Source organism: Geotalea sp. SG265 (assembly GCF_022808985.1).
Classification (GTDB): domain Bacteria; phylum Desulfobacterota; class Desulfuromonadia; order Geobacterales; family Geobacteraceae; genus Geotalea.
In genome coordinates this window covers 24,938-42,852 of record NZ_JAKZFT010000005.1, presented here as the reverse complement: position 1 = coordinate 42,852, position 17,915 = coordinate 24,938, and the positions used below count along the sequence as shown (strand labels likewise).

The window sequence follows — 17,915 nt, the reverse complement described above, 5'->3', positions numbered from 1 at the left end:
GAATTATTCGGTAAAGGGAACTGCCATTATATGCATTCCGGGCAAAACTGCAAGGCTGGCGACTCATTTCTTGACATCACCTTGACGGACGTTAACCTTTTAGGAAAAGCTATCAAACACCGGGAGGTGCAGTCATGATTCAATGGGAAAGCGACATCAAGAAGGCCTTGGCCCGGGGACAGGCAGAAAAGAAATGCGTGCTGCTGGATTTCTTCAGCCCCGGCTGAATCGGCTGCAAACAGATGGGTGCGGTTTCGTATCCCAACAGCACTGTCACCGACTTTGTCACATCACGGATGGTTCCCCTGCAGGTAGCTGCCGATGGCCAGGTGGCCAAGGACTTCCGGGTCGTCTGGACCCCAACCATCGTCGTCCTCGATCATTACGGCAACGAGCATCAGCGGACCCTGGGATTTCTCCCACCGGAAGAGTTGGTACCATCGCTGCTCCTTGGCGTCGGCAAGGCCGACTTCAACAACGGCGATTACAACGACGCCATCCTCCGCTTCAACGAAATCCTCTCGGGACACAAAAACAGTGCGGCTGCCCCTGAGGCGCTGTACCTGACCGGCGTCTGCCGGTACAAGACGACCCATAACGCCAGCAATCTCAAGGAGACTTTCCAGCGTCTTTCCGCCGAGTATCCCGATAGCGAATGGGTAAAACGTGCCTCCCCTTACAATCTGCTCTAACCGGCAGGACTGATTGCTTCTGTTATGACGTGAAGGAGGGTGTTTGGATCATATTCTGTATGGCCTCTTCTACAGCTCGCTGGCCGCGCTGGCGCTGCTTTCGGCTGGGCACGCCCTGCTCCTGAAGCGCGACCCCCGTTCCGCCCTGGGCTGGATTGTCGTCTGCCTGACCATTCCGTTTTTCGGTCCGCTCCTTTACTGGAGCATGGGCATCAATCGCATCTCCCGCAGAGCCCGGCAGTGGCTGGAAAGAGGCCAGCGCCTGGCAGGATGGGGGAATTTCCCCCTGGGGAGAAAACAGCAGAAGGTTTGCTCCCTTCCTCCCGGCGCAGAACACCTGCAGGAACTTAGGGCATTGGCAGACCGTGTGGTCGCTGCCGATCTGCTGCCGGGAAACAGGCTTACCCCCCTGGAAAATGGCGACGAAGCCTATCCGGTCATGCTGAAGGCGATCGGCAGCGCCGTCAGCACCATCAATCTGAGCACCTATATCTTCGACGGCGACGTCACTGGCAGGAAATTCGTCACAGCTCTGGCTGAGGCCGCCGAGCACGGCGTCGAGGTGCGGGTCATCATCGACAGTTTGGGGGAGAAGTATTCACGCCCCACCGCCCGCAGATTGCTCAGGGGTTCGAAGGTAAAAGTGGGAAGGTTCCTCCCCCTGCGCCAGGGGGGCTACGTCAACCTGCGCAATCACCGTAAGATACTGGTGATAGACGGTAAAACTGCCTTTACCGGCGGCATGAATATCGGCGACCGGCATGTGACCGCGAGGGGAGGCAGCCCCCCCATCGTCAAGGATTTTCATTTCATGGTGGAGGGGCAGGTGGTGAATGACCTGCAACGGACCTTTCTCGAAGACTGGTTTTTCGTCACCGGCAACCTGATCAACGATGAACGGTTTTTCCCCGCCATACCAGCGACAGGGGACGCCATTGTGCGCGCCGTCAGCGACGGTCCGGACAAGGAATTCAGAAAGCTGAACTGGATCATCTTGGGAGCCCTCTCCTGCGCCCGGGAACAGGTGCGGATCATGACCCCCTATTTCATCCCGGACCGGCCGTTGATTTCCGCTCTCATTACCGCCGCATTACGCGGCGTCCGGATATCCCTGGTGCTGCCGGCACGGAACAATCTTCCCTACGTCCATTGGGCCACCCGGGCCTATCTGTGGGAGCTCCTCCAGCATGGCATCCGGATTTACTACCAACCTCCCCCATTCGTCCACACCAAGCTGCTCCTGGTAGATGGCATCTGGAGCCTTGTCGGCTCGGCCAACCTGGACCCCCGCAGCCTCAGGCTCAATTTCGAGTTCAACCTGGAAGTCTATGACCTTGATCTCACCAGGCAACTGTCGGCAAGCTTTGACCAGACGGTGGCCCGCTCTCACGAAATCAATCTGGCAGAGGTGGACGGCAGAAGCCTGCCGCTAAAGATCCTCGATGGCGTGGCAAGACTGGCTTCACCGTACCTGTGATCACCCTGTCACTGCAGATAACGACGAATGCCCTCCTCCAGATCCTGTGGCTCGAACCTGAAGGTGTCGCGCCACGCCCCGTCGCAGATGTTGTCCTCGATGAGCATGAGCAGCTGGTCCATGGTGATGGGAAAGGCGGGGATGTTCTGGAAAAGGGGAACCACCAGCTTCACCAATCCGAGTGGATTGTGGATCTTGGTCGGATTAGCTTTGCCGGTTACCCTGGAAATGGTGTCAAGCAGCTCGTTGTAGCTTATGCGAGTGGGGCCGCACAGCTCAAAGGTCTTGCCGATGGTTTCCGGCATCTCCAGGGCCATGGCGAAACAGCGCGCCACGTCGTCGGCGGCAATGGGCTGCAGACGGTAGGTGCCGTCGCCGATGACCGGCACCACAGGCAAGTTCCTGATCATGCCCGCAAGCTTGTTGATGAAGTCGTCCTTGGGACCGAAGATTATCGAGGGGCGAAAAATGGTAAAATCCAGGCCCGATTTCCGCACGTACTGCTCTGCCTGATATTTTGACCGCTGATAGGCTGAAACGGCACCCTCCCTGACCCCCAGGGCCGACATCTGCAAGTAGCGACCGATTCCGGCCTGCTGCGCCGCATCCACCATGTTCTTCGTCCCTTCCATGTGGAGGCGCTGAAAGGTCACTCCGCGCGAAGGAAACTCGCGAATGATCCCCACCAGATTAATGACTGCGTCACAACCGGACACTCGCCCGGCAAAAGTCTCCGGCCGGGTCACGTCCCCTTCCACCTGCTCGATCCCCGGCAGGAGGCGGTCGCTGCGCCGGTGGACCAACAGCATGAGGCGATGCCCCCGGTCCAGCAGTTCCTTTTGCACATGACCGCCGACAAATCCCGTACCGCCGCTGATAAAGATCTTCATGGTCGCCTCCCGCCATATTGCACCTTGCCGAAGGATATTGTATCGCAGCCAGCGGGCATTGCCACTACATCAGAGGACAATAAAAAACCCCATCGCAGGAGACGGGGTTTTGTCAGGAAGGGGGGAGGCCGGGGAACCTCTCAGCTTTACCTGCCGCAGCACTTCTTGTATTTCTGCCCGCTGCCGCACGGACAAGGATCGTTGCGCCCCACCTTGTTGCTGGTGATGGGCCTGGCCGGGACAGCGGAGCCGTCGGTAAACAGCCAGCGCCCGTCCTCTTTTTTGAACTCGGCAAGCTCGTGGTGGGCTTTCCGCATGCCCTTTTCGCGATAGCGGGCGATGAATTCCACCGTCCCGTCCCGGTCGTCCGCGCCCCCCTTGGTGGTGGCAACGATCTCCAGGCCATCCCAGAGCGATTCTTCCGCCCATTGCTTCGTACCCTTGAGGTCAAAGTTCTGCCGGTGCTCCGGATGGGTCGTCTCTAAGATGTAATCGGTTTCCACCTTCACATAGGCAGAATAACGGGAGCGCATCAACTGCTCCGCCGTCTCCGGCAGGATTGTTCCATCGATCAGCGGCAGGCAACAAGCCTCATAGGTGTTGCCGGAGCCGCAGGGACAACTGTTCATAGCTTTTCCTCTTTCCGGGGGTTATTTTCCAGATGGGGCCGAAGCGCCGGGTTATCCTGGATGAACTGGAACAGAAACCCGCTCCACTCGCTGAAGGACTCACCTTGGCGGTCGGTTGCCGCAACATACTCGCTGTACAGTTTTTCGTGGGTGTCCATCTCCGCCTTTCTACCCACCCTGAGCGCGGAGATATGCGACTTTGAGTAATAGAGCAGGGATTTGAAGGCGATGAGATATGCTCTGACCGCCTCTTGGTACTGGCGGTAGGAAACATCATCCAGCTGCGCCAGCGGCAGAAATGCCTCCAGCCCAGCGGCGGTCAACTTCTCCCTGTTGACCGCGACATAAGCGGTCAGTGCCGCAAGTTCCCCGTTTGCCGCGGTCAGCAGCTTTTCGCTCTCCGCCACCTGCGCCAGGACCTTGTTAATGCGAAAGATACTGGAGACCTCTTCACCGCTGTTCAGGTCGTCGAGGGATTTCTGCAGCGCCTGCAAGGCCTGCTGGTAACGCGAACAGCGGGCCTTGATGGCATCGGTCTGAACGGTCTTGTCCAGGTCGTCGAGAACCTTGACCTCGGCGGCATGAAGGGGCACTGTCAAGACCAGGGAAAGTGCCGCTCCCATGGCCAGAAAAAACATTTTAATAGCTACCATGATGACTGTCCGCCATGGCTCAAGCGCCGATTCTCAGAACGATCTTGCCAAAATGCTTGTCCTCTTCCATCATCCGGTGGGCATCCACCACCTGATCGATGGTAAAGACCTTCTCGATGATGGGAACTATGGTCCGGTCGGCGAATTTCGGCAGCGCCCTTCTGGTAAATTCGGCGACGATCTCCCCCTTCTCGCTCACCGGCCGGGAGCGGAGGACGGAACCGATGATCTGCTGCCTCTTCACCATCATCAGCGCCAAGTTGAGTTCGGCCTTTATGCCGCTGGTGACACCGATAATGACCAGCTTGCCCCGGTAAGCCAGGGAGTTCATGTTGGGGGCCAGGTATTTGGCGCCGATATGGTCTAGGATCAGATCGACCCCCTTCTTGTTGGTGTATTTTTTAACGATCTCACTGAAATCAGGCGTTTCACGGAAGTTCACCAGCAGGTCGGCGCCCACTGCCTTGACCCGCTCCATTTTCTCCGGTGCAGCGGTGACAATGAGCTTTGAGCTGGGCGCCAGCGCCCGGCAAAGCTGGATGCCTGCCGTATTGACCCCGCCGCCACCGCCGTGGAGGATGGCAGTCTGGCCGTCCTTGAACTCGCCGAGGATGAAGATGTTGAGGAACGCGGTGATGTATGATTCGCAGACGCAGGCGGCTTCTTCGAAGCTCATGGATTCGGGAATCGGCATCAGGTGGTTGGCGTAAGCCACGGCATATTCGGCATAGCCGCCTCCACCAACCAGCGACATGACCCGGTCCCCCACCTTCCAGCCCGTCACGTTTGGGCCCAATGCCTCAATGACGCCGGCGACCTCCAGGCCGAGGATCTCCGAATCCCCCGGCGGCGGCGGGTATTTCCCTTCCCGCTGCACCAGGTCGGGGCGATTGACCGTAGTCGCCATCACCTTGACCAGCACCTCGTTCTCTTTCGGTGCCGGTTTGTCCACCTCACCCACCTTGAGTACCTCGACCCCTCCGAAACCTTCGAGCAATACCGCTTTCATAGATTCCCCCGCATATGTAATGAATTTCCAGCTTGCGTATCGATAAAAATGGTTTTTAATATCATCGTATACAAAAAGGTGTCAACCTTTTAACCGCCTCTTTCAGGTTTTCTTCCCTTCATGGTTCGTATGGCTGAAAGCGCCAGGTTAACAAGACACACCTCATTTTAATGACACAGGAGGGAGCACCATGGCTGAAGAGAATCAGGTCTGCTATACATTTGAAGCCGCCATAGAGATGGCTATTTCTATGGAGAACGAGGGATTTCGCCACTACCTGGAGGCTATCCGCAAGCTGTCCAATAAAGGCGCCCGGGAAGTACTCAAGGATGCGGCACTGGACGAGCTTGAGCACAAGCATCAGCTGGAGAAGGCACTGGTGGAGGGAAGCATGGGAACCGGCAACCAGCTGAGCCAGCCGGTCAAGACCATGAACCTGACCTATGTCCTGGCAAAAAAGGAACTGAGCCCCAACTCCGATGCCCGCGAGGCGCTGGTCTATGCAATCCACCTGGAAAACGGCTCCATCGACTTTTACAAGCGGATGGCCGAGGGCTGTGCAGGCGCTCCCATGGCAGCATTGTTCGATCGCCTGCTGGCCGATGAGACCCGCCACCTGCAGTCACTGGAAGACCTCTACGAAGAGCACTTCATGACCGAAAACTAGGAGGCTGTCGGAACGGCCTTCCAACACAGGTCTTGTTGCGGAAAAACAAAAGGGACAATCGAAGGATTGTCCCTTTTTCAGTCATCAGCCGATTTCGACCAGACGAATATCGAAGTTGAGATCCCGTCCCGCCAGGGGATGGTTGGCATCGATGGTCACCTGATTGTCGGTCACCTCGGTGATCACCACCTGAAAAGCGTTGCCATCCTCTTGGGTCACCTCAAGCTGCTGTCCCACCTCGGGCACCATGTCGGCCGGCAGTTCGCTACGCGGCACCTGGGCGACCATTTCCTCTATCCGCTCCCCGTACGCCTCCGCCACCGGTATGTGTACGGATCGAGTCTCGTTGATGGCCATCCCCTCCACCGCCTGGTCAAAACCAGGGATGACCTCTCCCGCACCCACTGTGAATTGCAGTGGAGCGGAGCAGTCGCAGTCGCTATCGCCGCATTCCGAGGAATCGAAAACGGAGCCGTCGTCGAGTTTCCCCGTGTAGTGAACCTTCACCCGGTCCCCTTTCTTTGCCTGTGCCATAGGATCCGCCTTTCATGATGGATTTTTAGCCCGGAGACAATATCAGATTGCGCGCTGTTTTGCCACTAGTTTCATTCCGGTCGATCCTTCAGTTGAAACGCAGCCTTCAGGACTACCTGATACTCGCCGACCTTGCCATCCGGCTCCACATGGCCGTGGATTTCCTCGACCTCGAACCAGGAGAGATTTTCCAGGGTTTCCCCCGCCTTTTGCACCGCCGCTTGGATGGCCGCCTCGATACCGTCTTTGGAAACGCCGATAATCTCCACTTTTTTGTAGATGCGGTCATGACCGTACATGGCACCTCCCCGCCTATCAGTTAATTTTCTTTAATAGTAGCACCCACCCCCGGTCTGTAAAGTGAATTGGGCTTCACTTCCCCACAGAATGATGCTATGAATCCTGAGAATACCTATCACAGGAGCAGGCATGGAAACCAGAAACGGCACCATGGTCTTCAATGGCATAGTTGTCGCCATCGAGCAGATGGAGGTAAAGATCGGCGACAAGGGCTGGCATCCCTACCAGATTGTCCGCCATCCCGGCGGAGTAGGTATCCTGCCGCTCCACGAGGACGGCACCGTCACGCTGATCCGGCAACTGCGCCCGGCCACCGGCGGTTTTACCCTGGAGCTTCCCGCCGGGCGTCTCTGCCCGGACGAAGCACCCGACCGCTGCGCCCATCGGGAACTGATGGAGGAGACCGGTCTGCTCGCCGCCGAGCTGATTTCTCTAGGCTGCATCTATTCCTCTCCCGGCTTTCTCGACGAGCGCATTCATCTCTTCCTGGCCACCGGTCTCTCCCAGGGAGAGCCCCAGCCCGAGGTGTATGAAGATATCGAGCCGGTACGCCTTTCTCTTGATGAAGCGCTGGCAATGGCCATGGATGGCAGGATTGCCGACGGCAAGACCATTACGGCTCTTTACCGGGCGCACGGGAGGAAGAAATGATTCTGAAAGCCGCGGTCACCGCCGAGGCAGCGGGCATGCGCCTGGATGACGGGGCAAAATTGCTCTTTCCCGAGCTCTCCAAGGCCCAAATCAGGCGCATCATCGACTGGGGAGGCTGCACCATTTCTGAATCACTGGTGCGCGTTGCTTCGCGACAGCTGCGGGAAGGAGACCTCGTCGCCCTAGGTGTCATGGAACCGGAACGTTGCGTGGAGATCGTCTATCGGAAGGAAGACCTGCTCTTCGAAGATGGAGGCTATCTTGCCATCAACAAGGCGGCAGGGATCAACAGCCAGCGCACCCCTTACCAGCTGAAGGGGACGGTGGAATATGCCGTGGAATGCTATCTTAAATCCCTCGGCTCAAAGGAGCCGGCCCGGGTCATCCACCGCCTCGACCGGGGAACTTCGGGGGTGATGTTTTTCCCCAAACACAAGAAGGCCGCCACCCACATTTCCTACCTGCTCAAAGAAGGGAAGGTTGAAAAGGTCTATTGGGCCCTGGTTGCCGATGTTCCAGAGCAGGAGGAGTGGACGGTGGATGCGCCCATTGCCAAGCTGAACAAATTCCGCTATGGAGTCGCTCTCCCGGGGCGGGAGGCACGCACCGCGTTCCGCGTTATCTCTGCAGGCAAGGGGGCGACTTTGATAGAAGCGCACCCGTTTACCGGGAGAACCCACCAGATCAGGGTGCATCTAGCCCACAGCGGCCTGCCGATTGTGGGGGATGCCACCTACGGCGGCGAACATGCCTTGCGCATGATGCTCCATTGTCGCTCCATGGCCTTCAGCACCAGGGATGGGAAGGCAATCAGCGCCACCGCCCCGGTAGATAGAGCTTTCCGGCAGGTCTGCCAGGATCACGGCATCGACCTTGATTAGCCTGAAAAAATCTTGTACTCCGCACCATGTATGGCTATATTTGCATAAATTATTTTTTTTGGAGGTTGTAATAGATGAGGAGAATACTCGCTGGAATCACAGCATTGGCCATTGCCGTCGCCTTTACCATGCCGGCTGCCGCAGCGCCGAAAAAAAACAAGCCGGTACAGGCCCAGACATCAACCTGCACGAAATGCAGCAAAAAAGGGGTTGGGAAAGCAAAAGCGGCTAAGGCGGGTAAAGCGGACTGCAAGAAGGTCAACTGCGATAAAACCAAAGGCGGCAAGCCCTGCCCCAAGGATTGTCCCGACAGGACCAAGTAAAGGATCCGCTGCAGGCCGTCCCGCCTGCCGTCTTCCATTTCACCAAGCGCTTCAGGAAAGGGGCCACTTGCTCGTATGGGGGTCAAACTCCCCTTCCCCAACTGCATCACGACCGATCAGAACCGCCCGTACCGGCGCACCATCCCCGTCGGCAAGTTTCATCGGCAGACAGATCAGTTGGTAATGCCCGGCGGGTACCTCCTCAAGCCTGAGCCCTTCCACGATCAGGATATCATTGCGCAGCAGCAGCCTGTGAACCTCCAGCCCACCCTCCCCTTCTATGGAAAGGGCATCGGTCCCGACCAGTTTGGCTCCCGATTCCAGGAGGAATTCCGCACCTTCCTCGGTCAGATAGGCAGGCTCTCCCGAAGCGGCGTAAGTGGCGCCCGTCTTCAGCAGGACCCGCTCTTCCCCCTTCACCGGTAGCCTTTTCAGCTGCTCCCGTCCTATCTCCCTGGCCCCCGCCGCCTCCACCACCACTGCATTGCCGATAAGCTGCCCTAGGGGCAGCAGATCAACGGACAGTCCATCTTCGAAGCAGTGCCGCGGCACATCGATATGGGTCCCGCTGTGGCTGCACATGCTAACGGCCGAGACATTAGCCATCTCCCCCAGGTCAAGGCGCATTACCGGCTCGATCCGCACCGGCGGGTCACCGGGATAGACTGGCAGCCTTTCCGAAATGGTCCGGGAAATGTCGTAGATCCTCATAATCTTTCCTCCGTAGATATACGCGCGTTCCGTTGCACATCAACAGTATACACGCCCCCATCCCTTTTGCGAGGGCAAAGCTCCTCCCTGTGGCCGACCCCGATGGATGCCTTGACAAAAGGCCGCCCGTATTGCTTAATAACGGTTCCTACAGGCACGCACGACAGCCTTGTTGCTCCCATTGAAAAAGCATCCAATGAGGTAACCATGACCGAAAAAACTGCCGTCCTGCTCCTGCAAATGGGAGGGCCCGACTCCATAGAGGCAGTGGAGCCATTCCTGTTCAACCTCTTCTCCGACCGGGAAATCATCAAGATCGGCCCAGCCTTTCTCCAGCCGTTCATCGCCCGTTTCATCTGCCGTCGCCGCGCCCCAAAGGTTGAAGGCTATTACGAGAAGATCGGGGGAAAGTCACCGATCCGCGAGTTGACCGAGGCCCAGGCCCAGGCCCTGGAAGCGCAGCTGGGGGAAGGTTACCGTGTCTTCGTCGCCATGCGCTACTGGAAGCCTACCACCATCGAAGCCCTGGCCGCCATCAAAAGGGAAGGGATCTCCCGCATCATCGCACTCTCGTTGTATCCCCACTATTCACGCGCTACCACCGGCTCCAGCATCAACGAGCTGAAACGGGTCCTGGGGGAGGCGGGGGTCCATTTCGACGTCCACTATATCGACCGCTTCTTCAATCATCCCCTCTATATCCAGGCCCTGACCGAGCGGATCGAGGAAGGCCTGAGGCAGTTCGGCGACCGGACAAATGTGACCCTGGTCTTTTCGGCCCACTCTCTCCCCCAATCATTCATCGACGATGGCGATCCATATCTGGACCACATCCTGGAGACGGTACGCCTGGTCATGGAGCGGCTGGGGGACGTGGAGTACCATCTGTCGTTCCAGTCCCGGGCCGGACCGGTCAAGTGGCTGGAGCCCTCCACCGAGGAGATGCTAAGGAAGCTTGCTGCAGAAGGGCGCAAGGAGCTGCTCATGGTACCCCTATCCTTCGTTTCCGACCATATCGAAACCCTGTATGAGGTGGATATCCAGTATGCCGAAGAGGCGAAACTGCTGGGGATCGAGAAGTTCCGCCGTTCCCCGTCCCTCAACTCATCGCCGCTCTTTATTGAATGCTTGGCGGAACTGGTAAAAAGTGTGAAGAGTGAAGGGTGAAGTTTGAAAGAATGTGCAATCTGTAAAAGTGAGTTCGCTGAGGAGGACGCATCATCGTCCCCCTTTACCGAGGCTGGTGAGTGGCTGGCGGGTGAGGTCTGGGACGATGCCGGAATGCTGTGCCCCCAATGTTTGGAGAATCGCGCCATGCTCTCCATGATGTACCTGCACGAAAAAAACACCTGAGAAACGCAACCGGAGTATCAATGGACAACATAACCCTCGATGGCATAAATCTTAGCCTGGCCAACCCGGTCAAGCTCAATCTCAAGTGGGTCGGCCAAGGAGAGCTATTGAAGCAGCTTTTGGCCGTCTGGATGGTCATCGATGAGCGTGACATCCCCTTTAACCCGCGACTGATCGGCAAGCCGGGGGTGGGGAAGACCACCCTCGCCTATGCAGCGGCCCAGACCCTGGGACAGCCGGTCTACCTCTTTCAGGCCACCATGGATACCCGTCCCGAAGACCTGATCGTCACCCCGGTCATCGGTCCCGACGGCAAGATCCAGTATGCCGCTTCGTCGCTAGTCTCGGCCATGGTTGCCGGCGGCGTCCTGATCCTCGACGAGGGAAACCGCATGAGTGAAAAGGCCTGGGCCTCCCTGGCGCCGCTCCTGGATGACCGCCGCTACGTGGAATCCATCATTACCGGTCTGCGTATCCCCGCCCACAAGGATTTTCGTATTGTCGTCACCATGAACGAAGACGCTTCAACCTTCGAAGTCCCCGAATACATCCATTCCCGGCTCCAACCCCAGCTTTACATCGATTTTCCCGAAGCTGACGAAGAGCTGATGATCCTCAAGGAAAATCTTCCCTTTGCGGCGAGCTCCATCCTCAAATACGTCGTCGACTTCCTCCAGCGAGCCCATGCCGCCGATGAGCTTTACTCGGTGCGTGACGGCATCAACATCGCCCGTTATGCCCTGAAGATGATGGCCGCCACGGAACAGGAACCGCGGGAGCTCCTGCCCCTGGCGTTGGAGCGGATTCTGGGGGAAGAGGCGCTGCGGTATCTGAAATAAGATTTGAAATTGATCGGCCCCTCTCCTGCATCCCCTGCCATGGAAAAACTCAAGCAACTCCGGCCTCGATCCGATAAGTCCATAGAGCGTAAACCGCTCTCGCCCATGGAGTTTCGGAATGTTGCTGTCGCTGCCCATACGTCTACGCGTCTCCCTCCCCGAGCGAGGCTTCACGCTCCTCGAGCTCATTCTTATTGTGTCTGCCCTGGCCATCCTTGCCGCCATCTGTCTCCCAGCCCTTTCCACTTACGTCCAGAAGGCCAGGGTGGCCAGAGCCATTGTGGAAATCAGAGGGCTGGAAAAGGATATCAAAATGTTCCTTGACGACAACGGCCGTCTGCCCGAAGGCCTGGGCGAACTGGGACAAGGAACTCCCCGTGACCCGTGGGGAAACCCCTACCAGTACCTGAAGATCGCCGGCAGTCAGCTTAAAGGTAAAGGTTCGCTCCGCAAGGATCGCAACCTGGTGCCGATCAATTCGGATTATGATCTGTACAGCATGGGAGCAGATGGTCAAAGCATTCCGCCAATTACGGCCCAACCGAGTCAGGACGACATCATTCGTGCCAATAACGGCGCCTATATCGGCCTGGCTCGCTACTATTGACCGGTACCGGCCATGAAACGCCAGTTTATCCATTATCTGCACAGCACGGTGGCACGCCGGATATTGAGCCTTTTCGTACTTTGTGCCCTCCTGCCGACGGCAACTCTCGGCATCTTTTCCCTGGGCCAGGTAGCCAATGACCGGCGGGAACAGGCCTACGAGCGCCTCCACCATGCCAGCAAGGATATCAGCATGACCATCCTTGACTGCTTGACCTTTCTCAAAGGAGAGGTCACCGCCCTGGATGGAATTCCCCCCACTTCCCTCCGGCTAGCCCGTGATCCCTTACATGAAAAACTTTTGGGGCTGACCCTTCTGCAACCGGACTCCAAGACAAGGGTCCTGTTCGGCAAACCTTGCCCGCCGGCCTTGGTATCAGAGCCGTCACTGAAGAAACTTGCATCGGGCAAGGCGCAGATTCGTTCGGTTCCGGGCAACGGCCCACAGATGCGGCTATTCATCGCCGTCGGCATCGGCAAACATAGTGGGCAACCTGGGGTCCTGATCGGCGAGATAAATCCCGGCTATCTTTGGGAGCGGGTCAACGATGCTCTGCCCCCCCTGACCGAAGCTGCAGTCCTCAATGGGAGGGGGCTCCCCCTCTTTACCTCCCGTTTTTTCCCGAAAGGTGCCGGCGCATATCTGCAAAACAGGCCGCAGCAACCATCCTTCGGCGAGTTCCAGATACCCCTGACGGGTAAATCCTACCTGGGCAATTCCCGTCTCCTCTTTCTCCAGGGATACTTTCTCTCCGATAACTGGCCAATCATCGTCACCCAGTCCAAAGCCGATGCCTTCCTGGGCCTTACCAGGTTCGCTCGCACCTTTGTGCTCATCCTCGTGCTGATGCTTCTGGTGGTCTGCTATCTGAGCAGCGTCCAAATCCGCCGTAGCATGGTGCCGCTCACCAGGCTTATGGAAGGGACACACCGTATCAGCCATGGAGATTTCACCAGCAGAATCCAGGTCAAAAGTGGAGATGAGTTCGAAGAGGTCGCCGATTCCTTCAATATGATGGCGGAACATCTGCGGCGACAATTCGAAACACTTTCGGAAACGGGGCAGTTTGTCCGTACCATCCTTACCGCCCTTGACCGCAAGAAGATAATCTCGGCCGTCATCTCCCAAATGCAGACGGTCATATCCTGCGACCAGGTCGCCCTGTTTCTGCTGGATCCCGGTCTTAAAAACACGGCCATAGCCTACCACAGCAACGGTGGAGAGGCCCCCGCCTACACGAACGTCCCCCCGGAAGAACTGGACCGGTTGCGGCAGATCTCCGAGTGCCTCCTGGCAGAGCCGGGTGAATTTCCCGGGCTGCTCGCCACCATGGGGGAAGATGGACCAATGACCCATCTCCTTTTGCCCCTGCGTTTCCACGACAACCTGGACGGCCTGCTGGTCCTGAGATACAGGGACAAACCGGAACGCATCGAAGAGGACCTCCTGCGTGCCCGACAAATAACGGATCAGATTGCCGTTGCCATGGTCAATGCCGATTTGATGGATGAACTGGCACAACTCAGCTGGGGCACTTTGACTGCCCTTGCCCGGGCGGTCGATGCCAACTCGCCGTGGACTGCCGGCCACTCTGAGAGGGTTACGGAACTGGCCCTGAAAATAGGAAAAGAACTGGGACTTTCTCCCGAGGAACAAGCTTTGCTGCATCAGGGAGGTTTGCTTCACGATATCGGCAAGATTGCCGTTCCCGGCGCCATTCTGGATAAGGCCGGCCCCCTCACCAATGAAGAATTCGCCATGGTTAGGCAACATCCTGCCACAGGGGTTCTGATCCTCGAACCTATCCCTCCCTACCGTGATGTCATCCCCCTGGTGGAACAGCACCATGAGTGGTTCAACGGGAAGGGATATCCCCACGGCCTGGCTGGAGAGGCTCTTTCCTTGGGTGCCCGCATACTGGCCGTCGCCGACGTCTACGATGCTCTCCTCTCCGATCGCCCTTACCGGCCCGGCTGGAAGTTCGATGCAGTAGTTGCCTACATAGAAGAGCGTGCGGGACAACAGTTCGATCCCGCCGTGGTTGAAGCTTTCCTGCATATATGCAGGGATCCAGTCCCAGGGGATGGAGGAACCGGTCATCGGCAAGATTCAGCCTGATAAATGTCTAATTACATTAGAATATTGAAGGCCCCCGGAGATCGCCCGCATCCTTGGTCAGCGCCTGTGATAGGCCAGCGGCGCGCTGACTCAGTTCATCCAGTTTGCAAAGGCCGGTTTCTTATGTGATAATCTCCTCTCCATGCCCCACAAGATCCATCTCGAACAATTCGGCCCGGTACATGCTCTCCCCGTCCTCCACTACCGGATGGAGTTCGCCCACCTGGTACGTGAGGCGGTAAAGAGCCTCAAGCCCGACTGTGTCTGCATCGAACTTCCACCCACCCTGAAAGGGCACCTCATCCGTTCCCTCCAGCGGTTGCCGCAGATTTCCATCCTCAGTTATGAGATGAAAACAGGGAAAAGCCGGCCGGCCCGGACGGTCTACCTGGTCATAGAGCCGGCCGACCCCTTGGTGGAAGCGGCACGACTTGCCATCGAGCAAGACCTCCCCCTGCAGTTGATCGACATCGACCTGGACGATTACCCGCTACACCATGAAGCGCTGCCCGATTCATACGCCATACACCGTCTTGGGTTGAAGCCTTACTATGAAGCGTTCCGAAAATCGATTGGGGCTCCCCCCGGCAGGGACGACCTGCTCAGGGAGAAAGGAATGGCTTTCCAGCTGCAAGAGCTGGCAAAGAATCACGAGCGGATCCTCTTCGTGTGCGGCATGTATCATCTGGAAAGGGTCGCCTGCTTTTACCGGAAGCCCCAGGCAGCGCCCCTTTCACGGGTACACCGGGACGGCATCCGCATCCACAACCTCCATCCCGATTCCTGCCGTGAAATCCTCGGAGAATATCCATTCCTTTCCGCCATTTACGAACTGCGCCGCACCCCACTCCCTGCTGAGCCTGAAGCGATCGACCTGTCCCTGCGCAAACGCTTCAACGCCCTGGAGCTCATTAGCGGCGGCAAAACGGAGATTCCCGAAGAGGAGGTACTGCGCCAGGCGGTGACAAGAAGCGCCCGTCACGTGGGAGGAGCAGAAGAGATGATCGACCGCCAGCGGGTCATGCTCCGCCTCTTCCAGGAAGCAGCCCGCCACTACCGCCAGGAAACCGGCGATCCGGTACACATCTGGCAGAAGCGGGCCTTTTCCCGCTTTGCCAGGAATTACGCCCTGCTCAGCGACAGGCTGTTACCCGACCTCTTTCAGATGCTCAACGCCGCCCGTTCCTGCATCGACGACAATTTCGCCTATGCCCTCTATCGCCTGGCCACCTTTCCCCTCTTCCAAAAGGAAGAGAGCGACTTTCCCACCATTCGCCTGAGCCCAGAAGATCTCTGGTCGGGCAGCCGTCATATCCGCTTCCGCCCAAAGGAACAGCGCCGGGGCAAGGGGCTTTCTCCCCTCGCCTTTCTCAGGCGGAAAAAGGAAAAGCGCCCCGGCGAATGGCTGGAAGGTTTCGACAGCCGGTCCATCTGCTCCTATCCCCCGGAGGATTTGGTCATCGAGGATTATGGCCGCTTCCTCAAGCAGAAGGGGGCGAAGCAGCTCTCGGAAGAACAGAGCCGGGTCGAGCCATTTTCCGCATCGATGCTGGATGGCATCGACATGCGTGAAACGCTGCGCAACCTGCATGAAGGAAGGATCTACGTGCGGGAGAATCAGCGGGTGAAGGGGGGAGTTGGAAGCGTCGTCGTCATCTTCGACGAAGACCGGGGCAACAAAGGCTTTCCCTACCATATGACCTGGCTCGGTGAACATGCCCAGGAATCGGACATGGCCTTTTATGCCACGTCACCCGAGGATAACATCGTCGGCCCGGGTATCTGCCGCTGCGAATACGGGGGATTCATCCTCTCCTACCCGCCGCGGCGAATGCTCGACGTCTGGAGCGACGGCGACTATGCCTTTGCCCGGGGAAAGGCAGAGGTCCTGCTCCTGGCAGCCATGGACTACTCACCGGAAAAACATGTGGTCTATGTGGCGGCAAAGCCACCCCGCAGCTATTTCCGGCAGATCGCCGCACGCCTTGGGAAAAAGATCGTCTATATCCCCCTCGGCTCCCTGTCGCCGGTGAAGCTGAAGCGGCTGCGGGTTTTCCATGTCCTCTTCGGGCACGACAAGCGGGAGATTGCCAAAGATTACGTCTGGTAGGGATAAGAACAAAGGCTGCCGTGGCTTCGGGAGTGAGCGACCGAGCCGCAGCGACAGAGCGACCGGACGAAGTCACGGCAGCCTCTCCGCGCGCTGATGTTCCACATGATTCCCTACTTCCCCGCCCCCTTCACCAGTTCCAGCTTGCCCGTCACATTGTTCCTGATCCAGGAGGGATCCCACCATTCGATGGGATTGACCGACTCTCCCGATATCACCACCTCAAAGTGGAGGTGGTCTCCTCCGGCCATGCCGGTCGCCCCGGTGTTGCCGATTGTCTGCCCCTTTTCCACCTTGTCCCCTTCCTTGACTGCTATCCTGCTCAGGTGTCCGTAGATGGTCTGCAGGCCGAGACCATGGTCGATAACGATGCAGTTGCCGTAGATGCCCAGATCACCGGCAAAGATCACCACGCCCCGGTTAGCCGCCGGCACTGCCGCATGGGCCAGGGATGCCAGATCGAAGCCAAGGTGGGTCTGGGTATCCACCTCTTTCCCCTCATAGATATAGGTGCGGGTCTGGGCAAAGCCTCCCAGGGGGGCGGCATTGGGCATGCGCAGGAACACCCCCTCCCAGAGCGGCACCGGAGAAGTCCTGCGTCCCAGTTCAGCGATAGTCTTGCGGTTCTGGGCGCGGACCTCGCCGTTAACCTTGAGGAACACCTCCAGAGGAGAGGTCTGCTGGGGATAGCGGTCCTTGAATTCTGCCGCAATTTTGTCGACGAAGGCCGGCGCCAACTTGATCGTGTCGGGGGGAAAATTCTTCGGGATGAGGTGATAGTTGATTCCCACGACCCGCTCATTCCCCGCCTTATCCACCGCCGAAACCCTGGGTATGTACTTGTCCGGGTCCATATCGTAGGGGAAAGGGAAGAAACAGACGTAAAAATTTCCCCCATGCCGGTAGCCGGGATAAAACCGATTGCCGAAAACAACTCCGCTCTTTTCCACCTCTTTTGAAATGGTATAGACTACCACCGCTGCACCGCCACGGGTAATGTTGTGGGCAACGCTCAATACCTCCACCACCGGCGGCTTGTTCTCGAAAGTGAACTGATATTGCTTACGAACCGTTCTCTCGGCTCCAAAACGGCGAGGAGAGCTGGTCGCCTCGACGGCGAGGGTGAACGGGCCTTCTTTCAGGCCGGACTGGAGCAGGTTGAATGCTTCCGTTGCCCCATGAGCAGCCGCCGGGTAGTCCTTGACCAGCACCTTGACCCCTTTTTCCCCCTGGATTGCCTCGACAGTGAGTTTTTTCAGTATCGCCCGCCCCGCATCCAGCTTCAGACTCAGATCGCGCCTGATGGCAATCGGCCCGTTTTCCGGCATCAGGGAAACTGTTGGAGCGGGCGTTCCCAGAAAATAGAAAAGTGCGACGGCGATGATGACGAGAAAGAAAACGGGAAGCAAAAGAGTCAGTCTGTTCATGGACACCCCTTGGATTATTATCGGACAAGGACTGCAAGATGCCC

At 57.7% G+C, this 17,915-nt stretch carries 20 protein-coding genes; 12 read left to right on the top strand and 8 right to left on the bottom strand.

Annotated features, from left to right (window positions below; genetic code table 11):
* Positions 1-242: 242 nt before the first annotated feature.
* Both ML541_RS07475 and cls read left to right on the top strand, forming a co-directional pair.
* A complete protein-coding gene (locus ML541_RS07475; protein ID WP_243372045.1) occupies positions 243-692 on the top strand; it encodes a tetratricopeptide repeat protein in 450 nt (149 codons plus the stop codon).
* 43 nt (positions 693-735) lie between these two features.
* Positions 736-2,169 (top strand): cardiolipin synthase, encoded by a 1,434-nt coding sequence (gene cls, locus ML541_RS07470; protein ID WP_243372044.1) that lies wholly within the window; start codon positions 736-738, stop codon positions 2,167-2,169.
* 8 nt (positions 2,170-2,177) lie between these two features.
* Here the strand turns inward: cls and ML541_RS07465 are convergent, their stop codons facing one another.
* The 4 genes from ML541_RS07465 to ML541_RS07450 form a co-directional block, all read right to left on the bottom strand.
* A complete protein-coding gene (locus ML541_RS07465; protein ID WP_243372043.1) occupies positions 2,178-3,059 on the bottom strand; it encodes a complex I NDUFA9 subunit family protein in 882 nt (293 codons plus the stop codon).
* A 146-nt stretch (positions 3,060-3,205) separates the two neighbouring features.
* Entirely contained in the window at positions 3,206-3,688 is a 483-nt protein-coding gene (locus ML541_RS07460; RefSeq protein ID WP_243372042.1) for a YchJ family protein, read from the bottom strand.
* Positions 3,685-4,341 (bottom strand): hypothetical protein, encoded by a 657-nt coding sequence (locus tag ML541_RS07455; RefSeq protein WP_243372041.1) that lies wholly within the window; start codon positions 4,339-4,341, stop codon positions 3,685-3,687. The genes ML541_RS07460 and ML541_RS07455 overlap by 4 nt, the downstream gene beginning before the upstream one ends.
* A gap of 19 nt (positions 4,342-4,360) precedes the next feature.
* Positions 4,361-5,350, bottom strand: a complete 990-nt coding sequence (locus ML541_RS07450; protein WP_243372040.1) for an NAD(P)H-quinone oxidoreductase — start codon at positions 5,348-5,350, stop codon at positions 4,361-4,363.
* A gap of 190 nt (positions 5,351-5,540) precedes the next feature.
* Here ML541_RS07450 and ML541_RS07445 point away from each other — a divergent pair, with 190 nt between their 5' ends.
* Positions 5,541-6,017: a ferritin family protein gene (locus tag ML541_RS07445; protein WP_243372038.1), complete on the top strand. Its 477-nt coding sequence runs from the start codon at positions 5,541-5,543 to the stop codon at positions 6,015-6,017.
* A gap of 84 nt (positions 6,018-6,101) precedes the next feature.
* Here ML541_RS07445 and ML541_RS07440 read toward each other — a convergent pair whose 3' ends face one another.
* Together ML541_RS07440 and ML541_RS07435 are read right to left on the bottom strand one after the other, a co-directional pair.
* On the bottom strand, positions 6,102-6,551 hold the full coding sequence (locus ML541_RS07440; protein ID WP_243372037.1) for a peptidylprolyl isomerase: 450 nt from the start codon (positions 6,549-6,551) through the stop codon (positions 6,102-6,104).
* 71 nt (positions 6,552-6,622) lie between these two features.
* Positions 6,623-6,850 carry a dodecin gene (locus ML541_RS07435; protein ID WP_243372036.1) on the bottom strand — a complete coding sequence of 76 codons (228 nt, stop codon included), beginning with the start codon at positions 6,848-6,850 and terminating at the stop codon, positions 6,623-6,625.
* Between the two features lie 130 nt (positions 6,851-6,980).
* Between ML541_RS07435 and ML541_RS07430 the strand changes: the two genes are divergently transcribed.
* The 3 genes from ML541_RS07430 to ML541_RS07420 all read left to right on the top strand — a co-directional run bounded on the left by ML541_RS07430 (position 6,981) and on the right by ML541_RS07420 (position 8,706).
* Entirely contained in the window at positions 6,981-7,502 is a 522-nt protein-coding gene (locus ML541_RS07430) for an NUDIX hydrolase (RefSeq protein WP_243372035.1), read from the top strand.
* Positions 7,499-8,383, top strand: coding sequence for an RluA family pseudouridine synthase (locus ML541_RS07425; protein ID WP_243372034.1), 885 nt, complete (start codon positions 7,499-7,501; stop codon positions 8,381-8,383). The genes ML541_RS07430 and ML541_RS07425 overlap by 4 nt, the downstream gene beginning before the upstream one ends.
* 74 nt (positions 8,384-8,457) lie before the next feature.
* A complete protein-coding gene (locus ML541_RS07420) occupies positions 8,458-8,706 on the top strand; it encodes a hypothetical protein (protein WP_243372033.1) in 249 nt (82 codons plus the stop codon).
* A 51-nt stretch (positions 8,707-8,757) separates the two neighbouring features.
* Here ML541_RS07420 and ML541_RS07415 read toward each other — a convergent pair whose 3' ends face one another.
* The gene (locus tag ML541_RS07415) at positions 8,758-9,417 is read right to left on the bottom strand and encodes a cyclase family protein (RefSeq protein WP_243372032.1); all 660 of its coding nucleotides are present in this window, start codon (positions 9,415-9,417) and stop codon (positions 8,758-8,760) included.
* 207 nt (positions 9,418-9,624) lie between these two features.
* Between ML541_RS07415 and hemH the strand changes: the two genes are divergently transcribed.
* The 6 genes from hemH to ML541_RS07385 all read left to right on the top strand — a co-directional run bounded on the left by hemH (position 9,625) and on the right by ML541_RS07385 (position 16,444).
* Complete coding sequence (hemH, locus tag ML541_RS07410; RefSeq protein ID WP_243372031.1) at positions 9,625-10,584, top strand: ferrochelatase; 960 nt, start codon at positions 9,625-9,627, stop codon at positions 10,582-10,584.
* Between the two features lie 3 nt (positions 10,585-10,587).
* On the top strand, positions 10,588-10,770 hold the full coding sequence (locus tag ML541_RS07405) for a hypothetical protein (RefSeq protein ID WP_243372029.1): 183 nt from the start codon (positions 10,588-10,590) through the stop codon (positions 10,768-10,770).
* Between the two features lie 20 nt (positions 10,771-10,790).
* Complete coding sequence (locus ML541_RS07400) at positions 10,791-11,609, top strand: AAA family ATPase (RefSeq protein WP_243372027.1); 819 nt, start codon at positions 10,791-10,793, stop codon at positions 11,607-11,609.
* A 118-nt stretch (positions 11,610-11,727) separates the two neighbouring features.
* Positions 11,728-12,216: a prepilin-type cleavage/methylation domain-containing protein gene (locus ML541_RS18880; RefSeq protein ID WP_279342395.1), complete on the top strand. Its 489-nt coding sequence runs from the start codon at positions 11,728-11,730 to the stop codon at positions 12,214-12,216.
* A 12-nt stretch (positions 12,217-12,228) separates the two neighbouring features.
* Positions 12,229-14,334, top strand: coding sequence for an HD domain-containing phosphohydrolase (locus ML541_RS07390; protein WP_243372025.1), 2,106 nt, complete (start codon positions 12,229-12,231; stop codon positions 14,332-14,334).
* A 142-nt stretch (positions 14,335-14,476) separates the two neighbouring features.
* Positions 14,477-16,444: a hypothetical protein gene (locus ML541_RS07385; protein ID WP_243372023.1), complete on the top strand. Its 1,968-nt coding sequence runs from the start codon at positions 14,477-14,479 to the stop codon at positions 16,442-16,444.
* A gap of 113 nt (positions 16,445-16,557) precedes the next feature.
* On the opposite strand, the gene ML541_RS07380 is transcribed toward ML541_RS07385, so the two are convergent.
* Positions 16,558-17,871: a M23 family metallopeptidase gene (locus ML541_RS07380; RefSeq protein ID WP_243372021.1), complete on the bottom strand. Its 1,314-nt coding sequence runs from the start codon at positions 17,869-17,871 to the stop codon at positions 16,558-16,560.
* Between the last annotated feature and the right edge of the window lie 44 nt (positions 17,872-17,915).